Origin of the sequence: Micromonospora sp. NPDC050495, assembly GCF_040655175.1 — a bacterium.
Lineage (GTDB): Bacteria > Actinomycetota > Actinomycetes > Mycobacteriales > Micromonosporaceae > Micromonospora.
Map to the genome: position 1 here is coordinate 156,658 of NZ_JBFAJK010000001.1, position 16,794 is coordinate 173,451.

The 16,794-nt window shown below is 74.0% G+C and carries 17 protein-coding genes and 1 pseudogene; 14 read left to right on the plus strand and 4 right to left on the minus strand.

Translation table 11 applies throughout. From position 1 onward, the window contains the following. Positions 1–386: 386 nt before the first annotated feature. On the plus strand, positions 387–596 hold the full coding sequence (locus tag AB0I11_RS00725; RefSeq protein WP_357310024.1) for a hypothetical protein: 210 nt from the start codon (positions 387–389) through the stop codon (positions 594–596). A 225-nt stretch (positions 597–821) separates the two neighbouring features. Here the strand turns inward: AB0I11_RS00725 and AB0I11_RS00730 are convergent, their stop codons facing one another. The 3 genes from AB0I11_RS00730 to AB0I11_RS00740 form a co-directional block, all read right to left on the minus strand. Further along, entirely contained in the window at positions 822–1,250 is a 429-nt protein-coding gene (locus tag AB0I11_RS00730; protein ID WP_357308454.1) for a hypothetical protein, read from the minus strand. A 168-nt stretch (positions 1,251–1,418) separates the two neighbouring features. Further along, positions 1,419–2,627, minus strand: coding sequence for a cation:proton antiporter (locus tag AB0I11_RS00735; protein ID WP_357308457.1), 1,209 nt, complete (start codon positions 2,625–2,627; stop codon positions 1,419–1,421). A 7-nt stretch (positions 2,628–2,634) separates the two neighbouring features. After that, positions 2,635–3,135, minus strand: a complete 501-nt coding sequence (locus AB0I11_RS00740; RefSeq protein WP_357308460.1) for a cation:proton antiporter regulatory subunit — start codon at positions 3,133–3,135, stop codon at positions 2,635–2,637. Between the two features lie 30 nt (positions 3,136–3,165). Between AB0I11_RS00740 and AB0I11_RS00745 the strand changes: the two genes are divergently transcribed. After that, positions 3,166–4,263: a hypothetical protein gene (locus AB0I11_RS00745; protein WP_357308463.1), complete on the plus strand. Its 1,098-nt coding sequence runs from the start codon at positions 3,166–3,168 to the stop codon at positions 4,261–4,263. A gap of 82 nt (positions 4,264–4,345) precedes the next feature. Here AB0I11_RS00745 and AB0I11_RS00750 read toward each other — a convergent pair whose 3' ends face one another. After that, positions 4,346–5,482: an epoxide hydrolase gene (locus AB0I11_RS00750; protein ID WP_357308466.1), complete on the minus strand. Its 1,137-nt coding sequence runs from the start codon at positions 5,480–5,482 to the stop codon at positions 4,346–4,348. Positions 5,483–5,565: 83 nt separating this feature from the next. On the opposite strand from AB0I11_RS00750, the gene AB0I11_RS00755 reads away from it, so the two are divergent. The 12 genes and pseudogenes from AB0I11_RS00755 to AB0I11_RS00810 all read left to right on the plus strand — a co-directional run. Next, positions 5,566–6,207: a helix-turn-helix domain-containing protein gene (locus tag AB0I11_RS00755; RefSeq protein ID WP_357308469.1), complete on the plus strand. Its 642-nt coding sequence runs from the start codon at positions 5,566–5,568 to the stop codon at positions 6,205–6,207. Positions 6,208–6,292: 85 nt separating this feature from the next. Beyond that, positions 6,293–8,884 (plus strand): ATP-dependent chaperone ClpB, encoded by a 2,592-nt coding sequence (clpB, locus tag AB0I11_RS00760; RefSeq protein ID WP_357308472.1) that lies wholly within the window; start codon positions 6,293–6,295, stop codon positions 8,882–8,884. A gap of 145 nt (positions 8,885–9,029) precedes the next feature. Further along, positions 9,030–9,413, plus strand: a complete 384-nt coding sequence (locus AB0I11_RS00765; RefSeq protein ID WP_357308475.1) for a hypothetical protein — start codon at positions 9,030–9,032, stop codon at positions 9,411–9,413. Between the two features lie 86 nt (positions 9,414–9,499). Continuing rightward, positions 9,500–10,129, plus strand: coding sequence for a DUF4178 domain-containing protein (locus AB0I11_RS00770; RefSeq protein ID WP_357308478.1), 630 nt, complete (start codon positions 9,500–9,502; stop codon positions 10,127–10,129). Between the two features lie 2 nt (positions 10,130–10,131). Beyond that, positions 10,132–10,623, plus strand: coding sequence for a DUF2617 family protein (locus tag AB0I11_RS00775; RefSeq protein ID WP_357308481.1), 492 nt, complete (start codon positions 10,132–10,134; stop codon positions 10,621–10,623). After that, a complete protein-coding gene (locus AB0I11_RS00780) occupies positions 10,620–11,045 on the plus strand; it encodes a DUF4247 domain-containing protein (RefSeq protein WP_357308484.1) in 426 nt (141 codons plus the stop codon). The genes AB0I11_RS00775 and AB0I11_RS00780 overlap by 4 nt, the downstream gene beginning before the upstream one ends. A 33-nt stretch (positions 11,046–11,078) precedes the next feature. Further along, a complete protein-coding gene (locus tag AB0I11_RS00785; protein ID WP_357308487.1) occupies positions 11,079–11,501 on the plus strand; it encodes a DUF350 domain-containing protein in 423 nt (140 codons plus the stop codon). Continuing rightward, positions 11,501–12,322 carry a hypothetical protein gene (locus AB0I11_RS00790; protein WP_357308489.1) on the plus strand — a complete coding sequence of 274 codons (822 nt, stop codon included), beginning with the start codon at positions 11,501–11,503 and terminating at the stop codon, positions 12,320–12,322. Before AB0I11_RS00785 ends, AB0I11_RS00790 begins: the two co-directional genes overlap by 1 nt. Continuing rightward, positions 12,319–13,887 carry a polyamine aminopropyltransferase gene (locus tag AB0I11_RS00795; protein ID WP_357308492.1) on the plus strand — a complete coding sequence of 523 codons (1,569 nt, stop codon included), beginning with the start codon at positions 12,319–12,321 and terminating at the stop codon, positions 13,885–13,887. Before AB0I11_RS00790 ends, AB0I11_RS00795 begins: the two co-directional genes overlap by 4 nt. 72 nt (positions 13,888–13,959) lie before the next feature. Beyond that, the gene (locus AB0I11_RS00800; RefSeq protein WP_357310031.1) at positions 13,960–14,967 is read left to right on the plus strand and encodes a hypothetical protein; all 1,008 of its coding nucleotides are present in this window, start codon (positions 13,960–13,962) and stop codon (positions 14,965–14,967) included. An 82-nt stretch (positions 14,968–15,049) separates the two neighbouring features. Beyond that, positions 15,050–15,952, plus strand: coding sequence for a hypothetical protein (locus AB0I11_RS00805; RefSeq protein WP_357308495.1), 903 nt, complete (start codon positions 15,050–15,052; stop codon positions 15,950–15,952). Between the two features lie 72 nt (positions 15,953–16,024). Then, positions 16,025–16,639: pseudogene (locus AB0I11_RS00810) on the plus strand (hypothetical protein); the annotation flags it as partial. Between the last annotated feature and the right edge of the window lie 155 nt (positions 16,640–16,794).

Sequence of the window (16,794 nt, forward strand, 5' to 3'; positions counted from 1 at the left end):
CTTCCCGTTCCCACCCGCGCCCCCCGTTCCCCGGCGCGTCACCTGTCCCCCCGACGCCGGGGCCTCCGGCGCGGTGCTCGCTTCCCGTTCCGTGCCCGGCGTCCGCCGCGGCGCCTGCGCCTGCCGGCGGCCGGGCTTCCCGCGTGGTGCCCGCTCCCCGGCTTCTCGCGTGGTGCTTCCACCCGTCCACGCCCGCTTCCCGCGCATCGTCCGGGGCATGGGTGGAACGCCATGGAGGTATCCGGCGGGGTTTGACCTCCATGACGTTCCACCCGTGCGGCGGGGGGAGGGTTCGGGGAGAAAGCGGGGTCCGAGGTGGTGGGGTTCGGTAGCCTGTGAATGCGGCCAACCAGCTCAATTCGGACTCCGAACTGGCAGGGGGAGCCATGGCGGAATCGGCGAAGAAGGTGGCGGAGCAGGCGGAGGAGCGGCTGGAGCAGGTGGCCGAGACGGTCCGGGAGCGATTCGACCGGATCTCGGCGGGCGGCTTCACCGAAAAGATCAGAGAGGGCCGCTTCGCGGACCAGGTGGACCACGGCGTCGACCGGGCCAGAGCGGACGAGCGGCGCAAAAAGCAGGGCGGGTCGGCAAGCTGACGATCCGTCGACGTGCGGGCCGGGACCCACGGGGGGTCCCGGCCCGTTCGTCGTCCCAGGGCAGAACGCTTGAGATCACCACAACGGAGCCGGCCTCACCACAACGGAGCCGGCGCGGGCACGTCGCGGACCTGGGGTGTGGGGCTGCCCTGACCGGCGGAGGGATCAAGCCTGACCGCGGAGCCGGGCACGGCGGGGCCGCACCCCACCGAGGAACGGACAGCCTCAGAGCCGGCGGTTCTCCCGGACCAGACCGCCCTCGCACCAGTCCCGGTAGACGAAGAGATCCGGTCGGGCGAGCAGCACCCGGCTGTTGTGCGCCCAGTTGCGCATCAGCTCGTCACCGACCCGCTCGGCCTGCTCGACCAGCTTGCGGAAGCGGCGCTTCGGGTGGGCCCGGAAATTGGTCCGGATGCCGTCGGCCGCGTAGATGTAGAGGCAGTGCAGGGCGAACCGGCGGGCCGGGCAGGCCGGGTCCATGGCCAGTTCGAAGAGCGTCCCGACCAGGTGGTCACCGGCGACCAGCAGGTCCCAGTCCTGCGGCATGGACGTCAGCGGCACCGAGTCGGGCTGGTACGCCCACGACCGCAACTCGGCCGGCGACGGGTCGACGGGGTTGGCGAAGCCGCGGAACGTCTCTTCCTGCACGTTCACCGGCCGACCTTCCGCTTGCGCTGGCGGGGGCACCGGCCACCCGCGGACTGGCTGCTGGGGCGACACGTTAACCCGGTTGCCCGGGACAGCGGTAGACCTTCCCGGAACCAATTCGGCAACCGTTGGCCGGACCGGGTCCACCGTATGGTCGACCCGGCCCGGTCGGGGTCATTTGACCGCTTCCACCGGCAGGCGGGTCCGGGGGGCGCTGCGCCGGCGCAGCCAGCGTTTGAACCACGGCATGTCGGGCAGTCGGGCCAGCACCGGGCCGGTCACCACGGTGATCAGCACGTACGCGGTGGCGAGGGCGGCCAGCTTCGGCTCGACCGGGTAGGTGGCGGAGACCGCGAGCCCGGCGATGACGATCGAGAACTCGCCGCGCGGGGTCAACGCGAAGCCGGCCCGCCAGCGACCGGGCTCGGCGATTCCGGCCCGTCGGGCGGCCAGCCAGCCGGTGGCCAGCTTGGTCGCCATGGTCACCACGGCCAGCAGCAGTGCCGGGAGCAGCACCGGCGGCATGTCCCGCGGGTCGGTGACCAGCCCGAAGAACACGAAGAAGACCGCCGCGAAGAGGTCCCGCAGCGGGGAGAGCAGCTCGGTGGCGTGGTGCGCCACCGGCCCGGAGAGGGCGATGCCGACCAGGAACGCGCCGACCGCGGCGGAGACCTGGAGCTTGGCCGCGACGCCGGCGACCAGCAGGGTCAGGCCGAGCACCCCGAGCAGCAGCGCCTCGGGGTCCTTCGCGGAGAGGGCCGCGGAGATCAGGTGGCCGTACCGGATGGCGACGGCCAGCACGGCCACCACGGTGAGCACCGCGACGGCGAGGGCGAAGCCGCCCTTGATCAGGCCGATGCCGGCGAGCAGCGCGGTGACCAGCGGCAGGTAGAGGGCCATCGCCAGGTCCTCGATCACGAGGACGGAGAGGATCACCGGGGTCTCCCGGTTACCGACCCGGCCGAGGTCGCCGAGCACCTTGGCGATCACCCCGGACGAGGAGACCCAGGTGACGCCGGCGAGCACCACCGCGGCCACCCAGCCCCAGCCGAGCAGCAGCGCGAACGCGAAGCCGGGCAGTGCGTTGAGCACCGCGTCGATCACACCGGCCGGGGCGGCCGAGCGGAGGTTGCCCACCAGTTCGTTCGCGCTGTATTCCAGGCCGAGCATGACGAGCAGCAGGATGACGCCGATCTCCGCGCCGACGGCGAAGAACTCTTCGCTGGCGTTGAGCGGCAGCAGGCCGCCGTGGCCGAAGGCCAGGCCGGCGAGCAGGTACAGGGGGATGGGCGAGACGCCGAACCGGCGGCTCAGCCGGCCGAGCAGACCGAGCAGGAGCAGCAGTGCGCCGACCTCGACGAGCAGAGTTGTGGTTTCGTGCATCCGCGCCTCAGCCGTCCGGATCTGCTTCGGCGAGGATCGCCGTCACGCCGTCGAGCCCTTGGCGGGTGCCGACCACGACCACCACGTCCCCGGCCGCGAAGCGGAAGGTGGGGTCGGGGGAGACGATCACCTCGCCCTGCCGCAGCACGGCCACGATGGACGCGCTGGTGCGGGTCCGGGCCCGGGTGTCGCCGAGCGGACGGCCCACGTAGCGGCTGCCGGCCGGGATGACGACCTGCTCGGTGAGCAGCCCGGCGGCCTGCTCGCGCAGCCCGGCGAGCTGGCCGAGCATCAGCGACGCGCCGAGGATGTCGGCCAGCGCCTCGGCCTCGTCATCGGTGAGCGGTATGTCCGCCTGGCAGGCGTCCGGATCGTCGGGGTCGTAGAGGACCAGGTCCCGCCGGCCGTTGCGGTGGGAAACCACGCCAAGGCGGCGGCCGGACTCCGTCACCAGATCGTGACGTACGCCGATCCCCGGTAGGGCAGTCTGTTCGACACGTACTCGCACCCGGGTGAGGCTACCTGTGCTGGAGGCGTAATGGACCGACGACCGGGTCACGTGCTGATCATCCTGCTGTTCCTGCCCGCCCTGGCGGCGTGCTCGATCGGGGACGTGCGCCGGCCGCCGCCGGACCGGGCGTCCGCGTCGTCCCGGCCGGTCGCCAGCGCGCCGCCGGTGGCGGACGTCGACGAGGTACGCCACGTCGGGGTCGCCGTCGCCGCGAGGTACGACCCGCCGCGCGTCGAGTTCGTCGACGCCGAGCGGGCGTACGCCCTCTTCGCCACCTGCGACGGCCGGCCACCCGGGCGGGACTGCCCGGCGCTGCTCTTCGCCACCGGGGACGGCGGCCGGTCCTGGCGGGCGCTGCCGCACCCCCGCCCGATGGCCGAGAACCAGCAGCTCTACGCCCCGAACGGGCTCCTGGTCCTGGGCGCCGAGCCGTTCGGCTGGTACGCCTCGACCGACGGTGGCGCCACCTTCACCCACTACCCGGGGGTGTCGCCGCCGCCCGGCCTGACCGGGCCGGAGGGCCGCTTCCAGGTGACCGACGAGGGCGGCGGGCGGGTGGCCCGGTGGGACGGCCGGCGCCTGCGCCCGCTGGCCACCCAGCCCGGCCTGCCCCGGGTGCAGGACGTGACCGAGGCCGGTGACCTGCTGGTGGCGGCCGGTGCCGACGAGGGCGGCCGGCCGTACGCGGCGATCTCGACCGACCAGGGCCGGAGCTGGCAGCGGACGGCGGTGCCCGCGTCGGAGGACCCGGTCGGTGTGCTCCGCCCGGTGCGCGCGCCCGACGGCGAGCCCTGGCTGGTCGGCGAGCGGCCGGACCGGATCAGCTTCCCGGCGCTCTGGCAGTGGCGGGGAGTGTGGCAGCCGGTACCGGCCGAGGGGCACCCACGCCGGATCCTGTCGGTGGCGCCGGTCGGTGCCGGGCGGGTGGGGGTGACCGGCCCGGACGGCGTGGGCCTCGTGGTCGACGGCCGGTACAAGCGGGTCGACTGGCCGGTCCGGCCCGAGCAGAGCCTGAGCCTGCTGCGGGACGGGACGTTGCTGGCCCGCGGGCGGGACGAGATCGTGCTGAACGTCGGCCCGGTCGGCAACCGGCGCTGGATCAGGCTGCTGCTGGCCGCGGCCTGAGGCGCCGCTGCCGGCCGTTGCGCCACGGTCGGGGCGCCGGCCCGTTCCGCCGGGGCCGGACTGTGCCGGCCCCGGCGGGTGTTCAGCGGAGTTTGGCGAAGAACTGCCGGAGGTCGCCGACCAGCACGTCGGTCGCCTCGTGCGCGGCGTAGTGCCCGGCGACGTCCCCGCGCCGCTCGGGGCCGGCGTCGAAGCTGTGCCAGCTGACGATGTTGGCGTGGTCCCGGTCGGCGAAGCGGCGGATCGACTGGAAGTCGCCGGGGAACATGGCCAGCCCGGTGGGTGCCGTGGTCGGGCCGGTCGGCTGCTCGGTGGCGTGCGCGTCCTCCCAGTAGAACCGCATCGACGAGCCGGCCGTGCCGGTGAACCAGTAGACGGCGATGTTGGCCAGGACGAAGTCCGGGTCGAGGCTGGTGTCGAAGAGTTGGCCGTTCCAGGCGAGCAGGCCGACGGGCGAGTCGGCCAGCGCGAACGCGAGGGTCTGCGGCTGCTGGCTCTGCACCTGGTTGAAGGAGAACTTGTTCTCGTAGAACCACTGGAGGTGCTGCAACGCGGCCTGGTCCGCCTCGGAAAGCCCCTGGAACTCGGCCGGGTCGCCGGACGGGAACGAGAAGAGTTGGGTGACGTGCACGCCGAGCACGTGCTCGGCGTCGACGCGGCCCAGTTCGGGGGAGATCATCGAGCCGGCGTCGTTGCCGACGGCGCCGTAGCGGTCGTACCCGAGGCGGGCCATCAGCGTCGCCCAGGCGCGGGCGGTGCGGTAGCGGTTCCAGCCGGCGCTGCGGGTCGGGCCGGAGAAGCCGAAGCCGGGCAGCGACGGGATCACCAGGTGGAAGGCGGGCGCGTCCGGGTCGGCCGGCGCGGTGAGCGGGGTGATCACGTCCAGGTACTCGACCACCGAGCCGGGCCAGCCGTGGGTGAGCACCAGCGGGGTGGCGTCCGGCCGGGACGACCGGACGTGCAGAAAGTGGATCTCCTCGCCGTCGATCTCGGTGACGAACTGCGGGTGGGCGTTCAGCCGCGCCTCGACGGCCCGCCAGTCGAAGGTCTCCAACCAGTACGTCGCCAGTTCGCGGACCCGGTCGGTCGGCGCGCCGTAGGCGGCGCCGACGCCGGGCAGCTCGCCGGGCCAGTTGGTCCGCCGCAGCCGGTCGGCGAGGTCGTCGAGGGCGGCCTGCGGGATCTCGACGCGGTACGGGCGGAGGGCGGTGTCCGTCATGCCTGGCTCCTTCAGAACGGAATCCTTCGTTCCGCTTGAGACTAGCAGAGCGGAACGATCCGTTCCAGTGATATTCTCGGGTCATGCCTAACCCGACCGATTCCCCGCCGCTCGCCGGCCGGCGCGCCCAGGCGGCCCGCAACGACACGGTGATCCTGGAGGCCGCCCGCGCCGTCTTCCTCGCCGACCCGAAGGCGCCGGTCGCCGCCGTCGCCGAGCGGGCCGGCGTCGGGATCAGCGCCCTCTACCGGCGGTACGCCAGCAAGGAGGACCTGCTGCGCAAGCTCTGCGACGACGGGCTGCGCCGGTTCATCGCGGCCGCCGAGGAGGTCGCCGACGAGCCGGACGGCTGGGTCGCGTTCACCGGCTTCCTCGAGCGCGTCGTCGACGCCGACGTGCACTCGCTCACCGTGCACCTGGCCGGCACCTTCACCCCGACCGAGGAGTTGGGGCGCGCCGCGATCCGGGCGAACGAGCTGGTCGACGGGCTGGTGCGGCGGGCGCGGGCGGCCGGGCGGCTGCGGTCGGACGTGGTGCCGCAGGACGTCGGGCTGCTGCTGGAGGGGTGCGCCGCGATCCGGGTACCCGATCCGGAGCGGACCCGGCAGCTGCGCCGCCGCCACCTGGCGCTGCTGCTCGCCGGTCTCGTGCAGCGCGAGCCGCCGCTGCCCGGGCCGCCGCCGGCGGAGGGGGAGTTCGACTGGCGCTGGCAACGCCGAGAGTGAGCCAGGTCACACTGATGGAGTTGAGCGGAATAGACTCAACTCTGGTTGTGTCTCTCCCAGTGGACACGCCGATCCGGGGGAGCCCATGAACACGGAACGCCTCACCACCAAGAGCCGCGAGACCATCACCGGTGCCGTCGCGCTGGCGAACCAGCACGGCCACGCCACCGTGGAACCCTGGCACCTGCTGCTGTCACTGCTGGACACCGACGGCTCGACCGCCGCCGGCCTGCTGCGCGCCGTCGGGGCCGACCCCGCCGAGCTGCGCCGGGTCGCCCAGCGCTCGATCGACGCGCTGCCCGCCGCCCGCGGCTCCAGCATCGCCGAGCCCACCCTGGCCCGCGAGTTCGTCAACGCCATCGGCGCCGCCGAGCAGATCGCCCGGCCGCTCGGTGACGAGTACACCTCCACCGAGCACCTGCTGGCCGGGCTGGCCCGGGTCGGTGGCGCGGTCTCCGTCGCGCTGAAGAACTCCGGCGCCACCGAGGAGAACCTGGTCGCCGCCTTCCCCACCGTCCGGGGCGGGGACCGACGGGTCACCACCGCCGATCCGGAGCAGACCTACCAGGCCCTGGCCAAGTACGGCGTGGACCTGACCGCCAGCGCCCGGGACGGGAAGATCGACCCGGTCATCGGCCGGGACTCGGAGATCCGCCGGGTGATCCAGGTGCTGTCCCGGCGTACGAAGAACAACCCGGTGCTGATCGGCGAGCCCGGCGTCGGCAAGACCGCCATCGTGGAGGGCCTGGCCCAGCGGATCGTCGCCGGTGACGTGCCCGAGTCGCTGCGGGACAAGAAGCTGGTCTCGCTCGACCTCGGTGCCATGGTGGCCGGCGCGCAGTACCGCGGCCAGTTCGAGGAGCGGCTGAAGTCGGTGCTCGAGGAGATCAAGAACTCCAACGGCCAGGTCATCACCTTCCTCGACGAGCTGCACACCGTGGTCGGCGCCGGCAAGGGCGAGGGCTCGATGGACGCCGGCAACATGCTCAAGCCGATGCTGGCCCGCGGCGAGCTGCGGATGGTCGGCGCGACCACCCTGGACGAATACCGCGAGCACATCGAGAAGGACCCGGCGCTGGAGCGCCGCTTCCAGCCGGTGCTGGTCGGCGAGCCCACCATCGAGGACACCATCGGCATCCTGCGCGGCCTCAAGGAGCGCTACGAGGTGCACCACGGCGTACGGATCACCGACGCCGCGCTGGTCGCCGCCGCCGCCCTCTCCGACCGCTACATCACCGACCGGTTCCTGCCGGACAAGGCGATCGACCTGGTCGACGAGTCCGCGTCCCGGCTGCGCATGGAGATCGACTCCCGCCCGGTCGAGGTGGACGAGATCGAGCGGGCGGTGCGCCGGCTCGAGATCGAGGAGATGGCGCTGGCCAAGGAGCCGGACGCCGCCTCCGCCGAGCGCCTGGAGCGGCTGCGCAAGGAGCTGGCCGACAAGCGCGAGCAGCTCACCGCGCTCTCCGAGCGCTGGCAGCTGGAGAAGAGCCACATCACCAAGCTCTCCACCGCCAAGGAGGAGCTGGAGCGGCTCGGCGGCGAGGCCGAGCGGGCCGAGCGCGACGGCGAGCTGGAGCGCGCCGCCGAGCTGCGCTACGGCCGGATCCCGGCCCTCAAGGCCGAGCTGACCACGGCCGAGGAGGAGCTGGCCCGGCTCCAGGCCGACGGCGCGATGCTCAAGGAGGAGGTCGGCGCCGACGACATCGCCGCGGTGGTCGCCTCCTGGACCGGCATCCCCGCCGGCCGGCTGCTGGAGGGCGAGACCGCCAAGCTGCTGCGGATGGAGGGGTCGCTCGGGGCCCGGGTGGTCGGCCAGGCCGAGGCGGTCGGCGCGGTCTCCGACGCGGTCCGCCGGGCGCGGGCCGGCGTCGCCGACCCGGACCGGCCCACCGGCAGCTTCCTCTTCCTCGGCCCGACCGGCGTCGGCAAGACCGAGCTGGCCAAGGCGCTCGCCGAGTTCCTCTTCGACGACGAGCGGGCCATGGTCCGCATCGACATGAGCGAGTACGGCGAGAAGCACTCCGTCGCCCGCCTGGTCGGCGCCCCGCCCGGCTACGTCGGCTACGAGGAGGGCGGCCAGCTCACCGAGGCGGTGCGCCGCCGGCCGTACTCGGTGATCCTGCTGGACGAGGTGGAGAAGGCCCACCCGGACGTGTTCGACGTGCTGCTCCAGGTGCTCGACGACGGCCGGCTCACCGACGGCCAGGGCCGCACGGTGGACTTCCGCAACGCGCTCCTGATCCTCACCTCGAACCTGGGCTCGTCGGTGATCAGCGATCTGACGCTGACCGAGGACGAGCGCCGGGAGGGCGTGCTCGCAGTGGTCCGGTCGCACTTCAAGCCGGAGTTCCTCAACCGCCTCGACGACATCGTGGTGTTCGCCGCCCTGCAGGGCGGCGACCTGCGGGCCATCGTCGACATCCAGCTGGACCGGCTGCGCCGCCGGCTCGCCGACCGCCGGCTGGGCCTGGAGATCACCGACGCGGCCCGCACCTGGCTCGCCGAGCACGGGTACGACCCGATCTACGGCGCCCGCCCGTTGCGTCGGCTGGTGCAGTCGGCGATCGGTGACCAGCTCGCCAAGGCGCTGCTGGCCGGCGACATCCGCGACGGTGACACGGTCCGCGTCGACCTGTCCGACACCAAGGAGGCCCTGACGGTCACCACCGCCTGACCCCCCGTGCCGGCCCGGCGCACCGCGCCGGTCCCCCGACCTTCGGCGTTGATCAAGGAGTTTGCGTCGGCGCCGGCGGCGTCGCGTGACGCAAACTCCTTGATCAACAGGGTCGTGTGGGGCCGGACGGGGCAGTAGGGAGGGCATGGTGGGGTTCGGGAAGCGGGACCGGGAGCTGGACGCGGCGGTCGAGGAGATCGGGAAGGCCGACACGTTGGCCTTCGGTGGGGTGGGGTTCGCCGGGCAGATCCTGCCGGCGACGGAGGCGTACCGGCGCCTGGCGCAGGGACTGCACGAGGATCCGGACCGGGCCCGGAAGAAGGTCGACTGGCTGCTCGCGCACGGCTCCCCGGCGGGCCGGGCGTACGCGGCCGCGCTGCTGGACGGCGTCGACCCGGCGGCCGGCCGGGCCGCCTGGGAGCGGCTGCGCCACGACGACGGCGAGTTCACCACGTTCAGCGGCTGCGTGATGGGCCGCGCCACACTGCGCGAGTACGCGACCGAGCGGCTCGCCGGGGACGCCCCGTAACTGACCTCCCACTCAGCGAACGGGGCTTCGGCGTACGTGCGTCGGGTTGTTACCGTCTCCGCCGGTGCATCTTGGGGGAGGCGTTCGTGAACGGTCTGCTGGCGTACCTGGTCGCCACGCTGGGGTGTCTCGTCGGAGTGGCCGGCGTCGTGATCGCCGTGCTGGCGGTGCGCCGGGCCCGGTCCGGGCCACGCCCGCCCGCCGCCAACGACCCGTTCCGGGACCGGGACGCCGACGCGCTGCGCGGTGACCCGCGCGCGCTCAAGCCCGGCGACATCGTGGAGATCCGCCAGGTGCCGTACACGGTGCGTGGCTCGGTGCACCTGGTCGAGGGGGGCTGGAGCTGGGCCGAGCACCTGCTCGACGACGCGGGCGGGGTGAAGCGCTGGCTCTCCGTCGAGGCCGAGCCCGACCTGGAGCTGGTCCTCTGGACCAGCGAGCCGTCGGCCACGGTCACCCCGGGCGCGCCGACCCTGGAGATCGCCGGCCGGCGCTACCAGTGGGACGAGTCCGGCCAGGCGCGGTACACCGCCACCGAGGGCACCGGCCTCGACCCGCGCGGCACCATGCGCTACCACGACTACCAGGCGCCCGGCGGCGCCCGGCTCTCCTTCGAGGCGTACGGCGAGGCCGGCTGGGAGGTCAACCTCGGTGAGCAACTGCGCCGCGCCGAGGTGATGATCTACCCGCAGGGTGGCCCGGAGCAGGCGGCCTGAACGTGCTGGTCGCCCTGGACGCCCCGTACGTCGACACCCGCGCCGCCGACCTGAGCCTGGCCCTCGGCGGCCCCGAGCACCCCGCCCTGCACGTCCGCGAGCTGACCCTACCGGGCGGGCTGCGGCTGCGGCTGCGCCTGCTCGGCGCCTCGCACCAGGTGATCTGCGACGACCTCGTCGAGACCGTCGCCTGCCTGCCCGGCCGGCCGCCGCACCTGCCCGAGAGCCTGCACGACGCCGACGCCGGCTACCGGTTCACCGCCACGGTGCTCCGGCCGGCGGGCGACGGGCTGCGCCGCCGGGTCGCGGCGCTCCGCGCCGAACTGGCCGTCGACCCGTACGCGCTGGTCGGGGTCTTCCCCGGCGACGAGGACGCGGTCACCGCGCTCGCGGTCCGCCCCGATCCGCCGGACGGCACGGTGGCCTGGCGCACCTGGCACGCGTATCCGCAGACCAACGAACTGGTCCTGACCGAGACGGTGGTGGCACTGTGACGTACCGACGGTGGCTCGTGGTGGGCGTGGCGCTCGCCGTGATCGGCGCGCTGGTCGCCGCGTTCGCCATCTTCTACGGCAACTTCTCCCCGCGCGGCTACGTGCAGGACCACTACACCCGGGCGACCAGCCGGGACATCGGGGCCGACGCGCGCGCCTACACCTCCGGCAAGGCGCCGAGCCAGGTGTCGAAGGAGCTCACCGACGCCTGGCGGCCGGCCGACCAGTACGTCGACGGCAGCGGCGTCTACCTGCGCTACGACGACGACTCGGTGGTGATCCTGCCGCTCGCCGCCGGCTCGGTGATCCTGCTGGAGCGGATGACCACCGCCTATCCCCGCTACCACTCCCGGGTGGGCACCCACTGGGGTTGGGGGCGGGGCAGCACACTCCGCGGCGGCGGACCCGGCTCCGGCAAGTGACCTGACCCCCCTCGACGAATCCTGGAGTGCCCTGTGCAGACCCTGATCACCGATCTGCTCGTCACGCTGGCCTACGGCGTGGTCGGCGTCGCCCTGATGGCCGTCGGCTACGTGCTGGTCGACGTCGCCACCCCCGGCAAGCTGCACGAGCTGATCTGGGTGGCGCGCAACCGCAACGCCGCGCTGCTGCTCGCCTCGAACCTGGCCGGCGTCGGCATCATCGTGGTCGCCGCGATCGCCGCCAGCGCGGACGACTTCACGCTCGGCCTGGTCGGCGCCGCCGCGTACGGCATCCTCGGGCTGGTCATCATGGCCGCGTCGTTCCTGCTGCTGGACATGGCCACGCCGGGCCGGCTCGGGGAGATCCTGGTCGACCCCGAGCCGCACCCCGCGGTCTGGGTCTCCGCCGTCGTGCACCTCGCCACCGGCGCGATCATCGCCGCCGCGATCAGCTGATGACCGCCAAGCGGGCGGCGAACCGGAAGGCCGCCTGGGTCGCCTGGTTGGCCGCCGGCCTGGTCCTCGCCGGCTGCGTGGTGGCGGGGGTGCTCAACGGCGACGGGGACCGCACGGTGCCGGCGCCGGCCGTCGACGAGCGGACCGACAGCGTGGCGATCCTCCAGCGCACCAGCGCCGAACAGGGCCTCTGCTACGGCTGGGCGCTGGTGGACTACTACGACTACGGCACCGCCCCGCGCAACGTCGGCTCCAACCTCGGCGACGGCATCGCGGTCGAGGAGAACCCGGCCTGCCCGCGCTGGCTGCAGGTGACCGCCAACGTCGGCTACGTCTCGGAGAGCAGCGAGAGCAACGACTTCGCCCGGATCGAGGTGACCGGCTCGCCGGAGATCGACCCCGCCGACCTCGGGCAGGTCGAGCGGGGGCTGGCGCGGCTCGGGCTCACCGAGGACGCCTTCGTCGACGACCCGGGCTGGGCGGTCACCCGCGCCGCCGTGATGCTGCCGCTGCTCGCCGTCGAGGCCGGCCTGGCCGAGCCGGCCGACGCCCCGCTCCCGGCGGCGGGCAGCCCGTCCCCGCTGCCCGACGCCGGCAGCGACTACCTGCGGGACCGGTGGGGCTGGCTGCTCGCCACGGTCGGGCTGTTCCTGCTCGCCGCGCTCTTCATCACCGTGGGCGTGGTGCAGCGCCGCCGGGCGACGGGTCGCGGCGCGGCGTCGGACGCGTCGCCCCGGAACGGCCACCAGCGCCGGGGAGCCGGGCCCGCGCAGCGCCCCGGGGCGGCCGCGGTGGCCGCGCGTACCCAGGAGCGGGCGTGACCACCGACGCGCCGGCGCGGCCCTCCTGGCGGCCGGCCCGCGCGGCGGTCCTGCTCGCGGTATTCGTCTGCGCGGCCTGCGGCCTGGTGTACGAGCTGGCGCTGGTCGCCCTCGGCAGCTACCTGATCGGGGACGCGGTCGGCCAGGCGTCGATCGTGCTCGGCGTGATGGTCTTCGCGATGGGGGTCGGCGCGCTGGTCGCGAAGCCGTTGCAGTCCCGGGCGGCGGCGGCCTTCGCCGCGATCGAGCTGACCCTCGCCCTGCTCGGCGGCCTCTCCGTGCTCGGCCTCTACGCCGCCTTCGCCTGGCTGGACCTGTACGGGCCGGCGCTGGTCGGCACCGCGTTCGTGCTCGGCCTGCTGATCGGCGCGGAGATCCCGCTGCTCATGGTGATGCTGCAACGCATCCGGGAGCAGTCCGCCGGGAGCGCGGTGGCCGACCTGTTCGCCGCCGACTATGTCGGCGCGCTGCTCGGCGGGCTGGCCTTCCCGTTCCTGCTGATGCCGGTCTTCGGTCAGCTCAAGGGCGCCCTGGTGGTCGGCGCGGTGAACGCGGTGGCCGGCGTCGCCCTGGTGTGCACGGTGTTCCGGGCCGACCTGAGCGGCCGGGCCCGGCTCGCGCTCGGCGCCGGCAGCGTCGTGGTCGCCCTCTGCCTCGGGTACGCGTGGGTCACCGCGCACGACTTCGAGGTGACCGCGCGGCAGCAGCTCTACCGCGACCCGGTGGTGCACGCCGAGCGGAGCCGCTACCAGGAGATCGTGCTGACCCGGTCGGTGCGGGAGATCGGCCACGCCGACACCGACCTGCGGCTCTTCCTCAACGGCGATCTCCAGTTCAGCTCGATCGACGAGTACCGCTACCACGAGTCGCTGGTCCACCCGGCGATGCGCGGCCCGCACGGCGACGTGCTGGTCCTCGGCGCCGGGGACGGGCTGGCGCTGCGGGAGATCTTGAAGTATCCGGACGTGCGGCGGGTGACCCTGGTCGACCTGGACCCGGCCGTGGTGCGGCTGGCGAAGACCGAGACGCAGCTGCGCGAACTCAATCGGAACTCGCTGGCCGATCCCCGGGTCCGGGTGCTCAACCTCGACGCGTTCGGCTGGCTGCGGACCGCCACCGAACGGTTCGACGTGGTCATCGCCGACCTGCCCGACCCGGACGAGACGGCCACCGCGAAGCTCTACACCGTCGAGTTCTACGCGTTGATCCGCTCGGTGGTCGCCCCCGGCGGGCGGCTGGTCGTGCAGGCCGGCTCACCGTACTTCGCGCCCCGGTCGTACTGGTCGATCGAGCGGTCGGTCCGCGAGGCCGGCTTCGCCACCGTGCCGTACCACGTGGACGTGCCGAGCTTCGGCGACTGGGGGTACGTGCTGGCCGCACCCGGATCGGAACCGCCGGCGCTGGCGCTGCCCGCCGACGCGCCGCCGCTGCGCTACCTCACCCCGGCGGTGCTCGCCGCGGCGGCCGCCTTCCCCGCCGACCGGGCCCGGCTGGACGTGCCCGCCTCCACGCTGCTGCGGCCCAGGGTGCTCGACTACGCCCGCGTGGAGTGGCGGGGCTACTAGTTTCGGGGCATGTGGCCCGGACCGTCCCGCCGCCCGTTGCCCGGCCCGGGACTCGGCTGGTTGCGCCGGCGGATCCCCACCCGGGCCGTCGACGCCGCCGCGTACCTCCAGGCGTTCGTGCTCTCCGGCGTGGTCACCGTGCTCGGCCTCCGGGCGTACCTCCAGGCCACCGGGTTCCCGCAGCTCGGCGGGGGCGGGCTGCACATCGCGCACGTGCTCTGGGGCGGGTTGCTGATGGGGCTCGGGCTCGGCGTCGGGATGGTCTTCCTCGGCGGCGGGCCGCGGACCGCCGCGGCGATCATCGGCGGGATCGGTTTCGGGCTCTTCATCGACGAGGTGGGCAAGTTCGTCACCACCGGCACCGACTACTTCTACGCCCCCGCCGCCGGCATCATCTACGGCGCGTTCGCCCTGCTGGTGGTGCTCACCCAGGCGGTACGTGGGCGGACCGGTCGGACCCGGCTCACCCCGCCGGAGCGGCTCGCCAACGCCCTCGACATGGTGCTCACCGGGGTGCCCGGCGGGCTCACCGACCGGCGGCGGATCGCCGTGCTGCGGATGGTGCAGGGGACCGGACCGGCCACCGAGGCGGCCATGGTGCGGTTGCTCGACGCGGTGCCCCGGCGCGAGCCGCCGCCGGTGCGGTTCTGGCAACGCGGCGCGGACCGGGCCCGCCGCCTCGCCGCCTGGGTGGCCGCCCAGCGGTGGCTGGTCTGGCCGGTGGTCATCTACCTGGTGGCGGAGCCGGTGCTGACCGTCGTGGCGGTGGCGCTCGACGGCGTGACCGGGGAACTGGACCAGGAACGGGAGTGGGGTGCCGTGCTCGGCACCTCGATCGCCGCGCTGATCACCGCGGTGCTCAGCGTACGGGCGGCCTGGTTGCTGCGCCGGGACCGGGCGGACGCGTTCCGGTTGTTCAAGCTGGCGCTCCTGGTGGACCTGCTGTTCGGGCAGATCTTCAATTTCACGGTCAACCAGTTCGGCGCGGTCTCCGCGCTCGCCCTCGACCTCGCCCTGCTCGGCGTGGTCACCGCGGAGCACCGCCGGCTCCGCCGCGAGGCCGAGGCGTCCGGCCGCTGACCGGCGAGGATCCGGCCCGCCAGACCGTGCCGTCAGGGCGCGGGCTCGCTACGGTGGTCCTCTGATCTAGGGAGGGAGAATCATGGTCGATGCTCCGGGCACCCCGCCCCGCGCGCGTCCCGCCGTGGTCACGGCGTCCAGTTGGCTGCTCATCGGGGTCGCGGCGATCCAGCTGATCAGCCTGATCCTGACGCTGGCCACCATCGGCACGGTTCGGGAGGTCATGCGGGACGCCTATGCCGGCACGTCGGTCGAGGGCGCGGCCGACTTCATCTGGGTGTTCGGCCTCGTCGCGGCCGTGCTGACCCTGCTGCTCGCGATCGGGCTCGTCGTGCTCGCGATGCTGAACAACCGGGGCCGTAACGGCTCCCGGATCACCACCTGGGTGCTCGGCGGCATCCTCATCTGCTGCACCGGCGGCAACCTGCTGAACAGCGCGGCGGGCGGCCTCACCGGCGGCGGCAGCACCAGCGGCGACGTGCCGAGCAGCGAGGAGATCGCGCGCCGGCTCTCCGACGCCATGCCCTCCTGGTACGGCCCGGTCAACACCCTGCTCGGCGTGCTGACCCTGCTGGCTCTGCTGACCGCGCTGATCCTGCTGGCGCTGCCGGCGGCCAACGAGTTCTTCCGCAAGCGGCCGCAGGCCTGGGAGCCGCCGGTGCCGGTGCCCGGCGCCGCCTACCCCGGCTACCCGTCGACGCCCGGTTACCCGTCGACGCCCGGTTACCCGCCCGCACCCGGCTACCCCGGGTCTCCGGATCAGCCCGGGCCGGCGTCGTCACCGGATCAGCCCGGGCCGGCGTCGTCACCGGATCAGCCCGGGCCGGCGTCCTCGCCGGGTCAGCCGGGCCCGGCGTCCTCGCCCGATCAGCCGGGCCCGGCGTCGTCACCGGATCGGCCCGGGCCGGCGTCGTCGCCGGACCAGCCGCGGCCGGCGGCGGAGCCCGGCGAGCGCCGGAACCCCGAGCCGCCCGCGGGAAGTTGACGCCGCGATAAGAGCGACTCCGACGATCCCTCCGAGTAGGTTGCAAGCCGACGCCTACCGGAGGGATTCGTCGTGTCGTACCCCGATCAGGCCGCGCCCCGCCGCCCCGGGGTGGTCGTCGCGGCGGCGGCGCTGCTGCTGCTGATGGCCGCCGGATCGGTGGCGTACGCGGTCGCCGCCCTGGTCGTGGCGACCGGCACGGCCGACCGGTTTCGGGCGTCGGCGCAGGCCACCGGGGCCGGCCGCACCGAGATCGACGAGGTGGTGTCGCTGCTGCGCGGCACCACCGCGCTGGCGGCGGTGATCGGCGTGCTGATGGCGCTGGTCCTCGCCGGGCTCGCCCTCGGGCTGCGCTCCGGTCGCCCCGGCGCCCGGGTGGGCACCTGGGTCGTCGCCGGGCTGGGCCTCTGCTGCGGTTGTTGCGGGCTGGCCGCCCTGGTCGGCCAGCGGGCCGCCCCGCTGCGGGTGACCGGCGACAACCGGGACACCATGGAGTTGCTCGGCCGGCTCGGGGACGCGTATCCGGGCTGGTGGATCCCGCTGAACGCGACGCTGTCGGTGGCGCAGGTCCTCGGCTACCTCCTGGTGGCGGCGCTGCTGACCCTGCCCGCGGCGGGCGCGTTCCTGCACCGCCGCCCCGCGCCGCCCACCGGCCCGCTGCCCCCGCCCGGCCCGGCCTACGCCCCGCCGTCCGCGCCGCCCGGCCCGGCCTACGGCCCGCCGTCCGCGCCGCCCGGCCCGACCTACCCGGCCTCCGCGCCGCCCGGCCCGGCCTACGGCCCGCCGTCCGGTCCGGCTTCCGGGCCGCCGGGTTACGGTCCGCCCGCCGGGCCGCCGCCGCA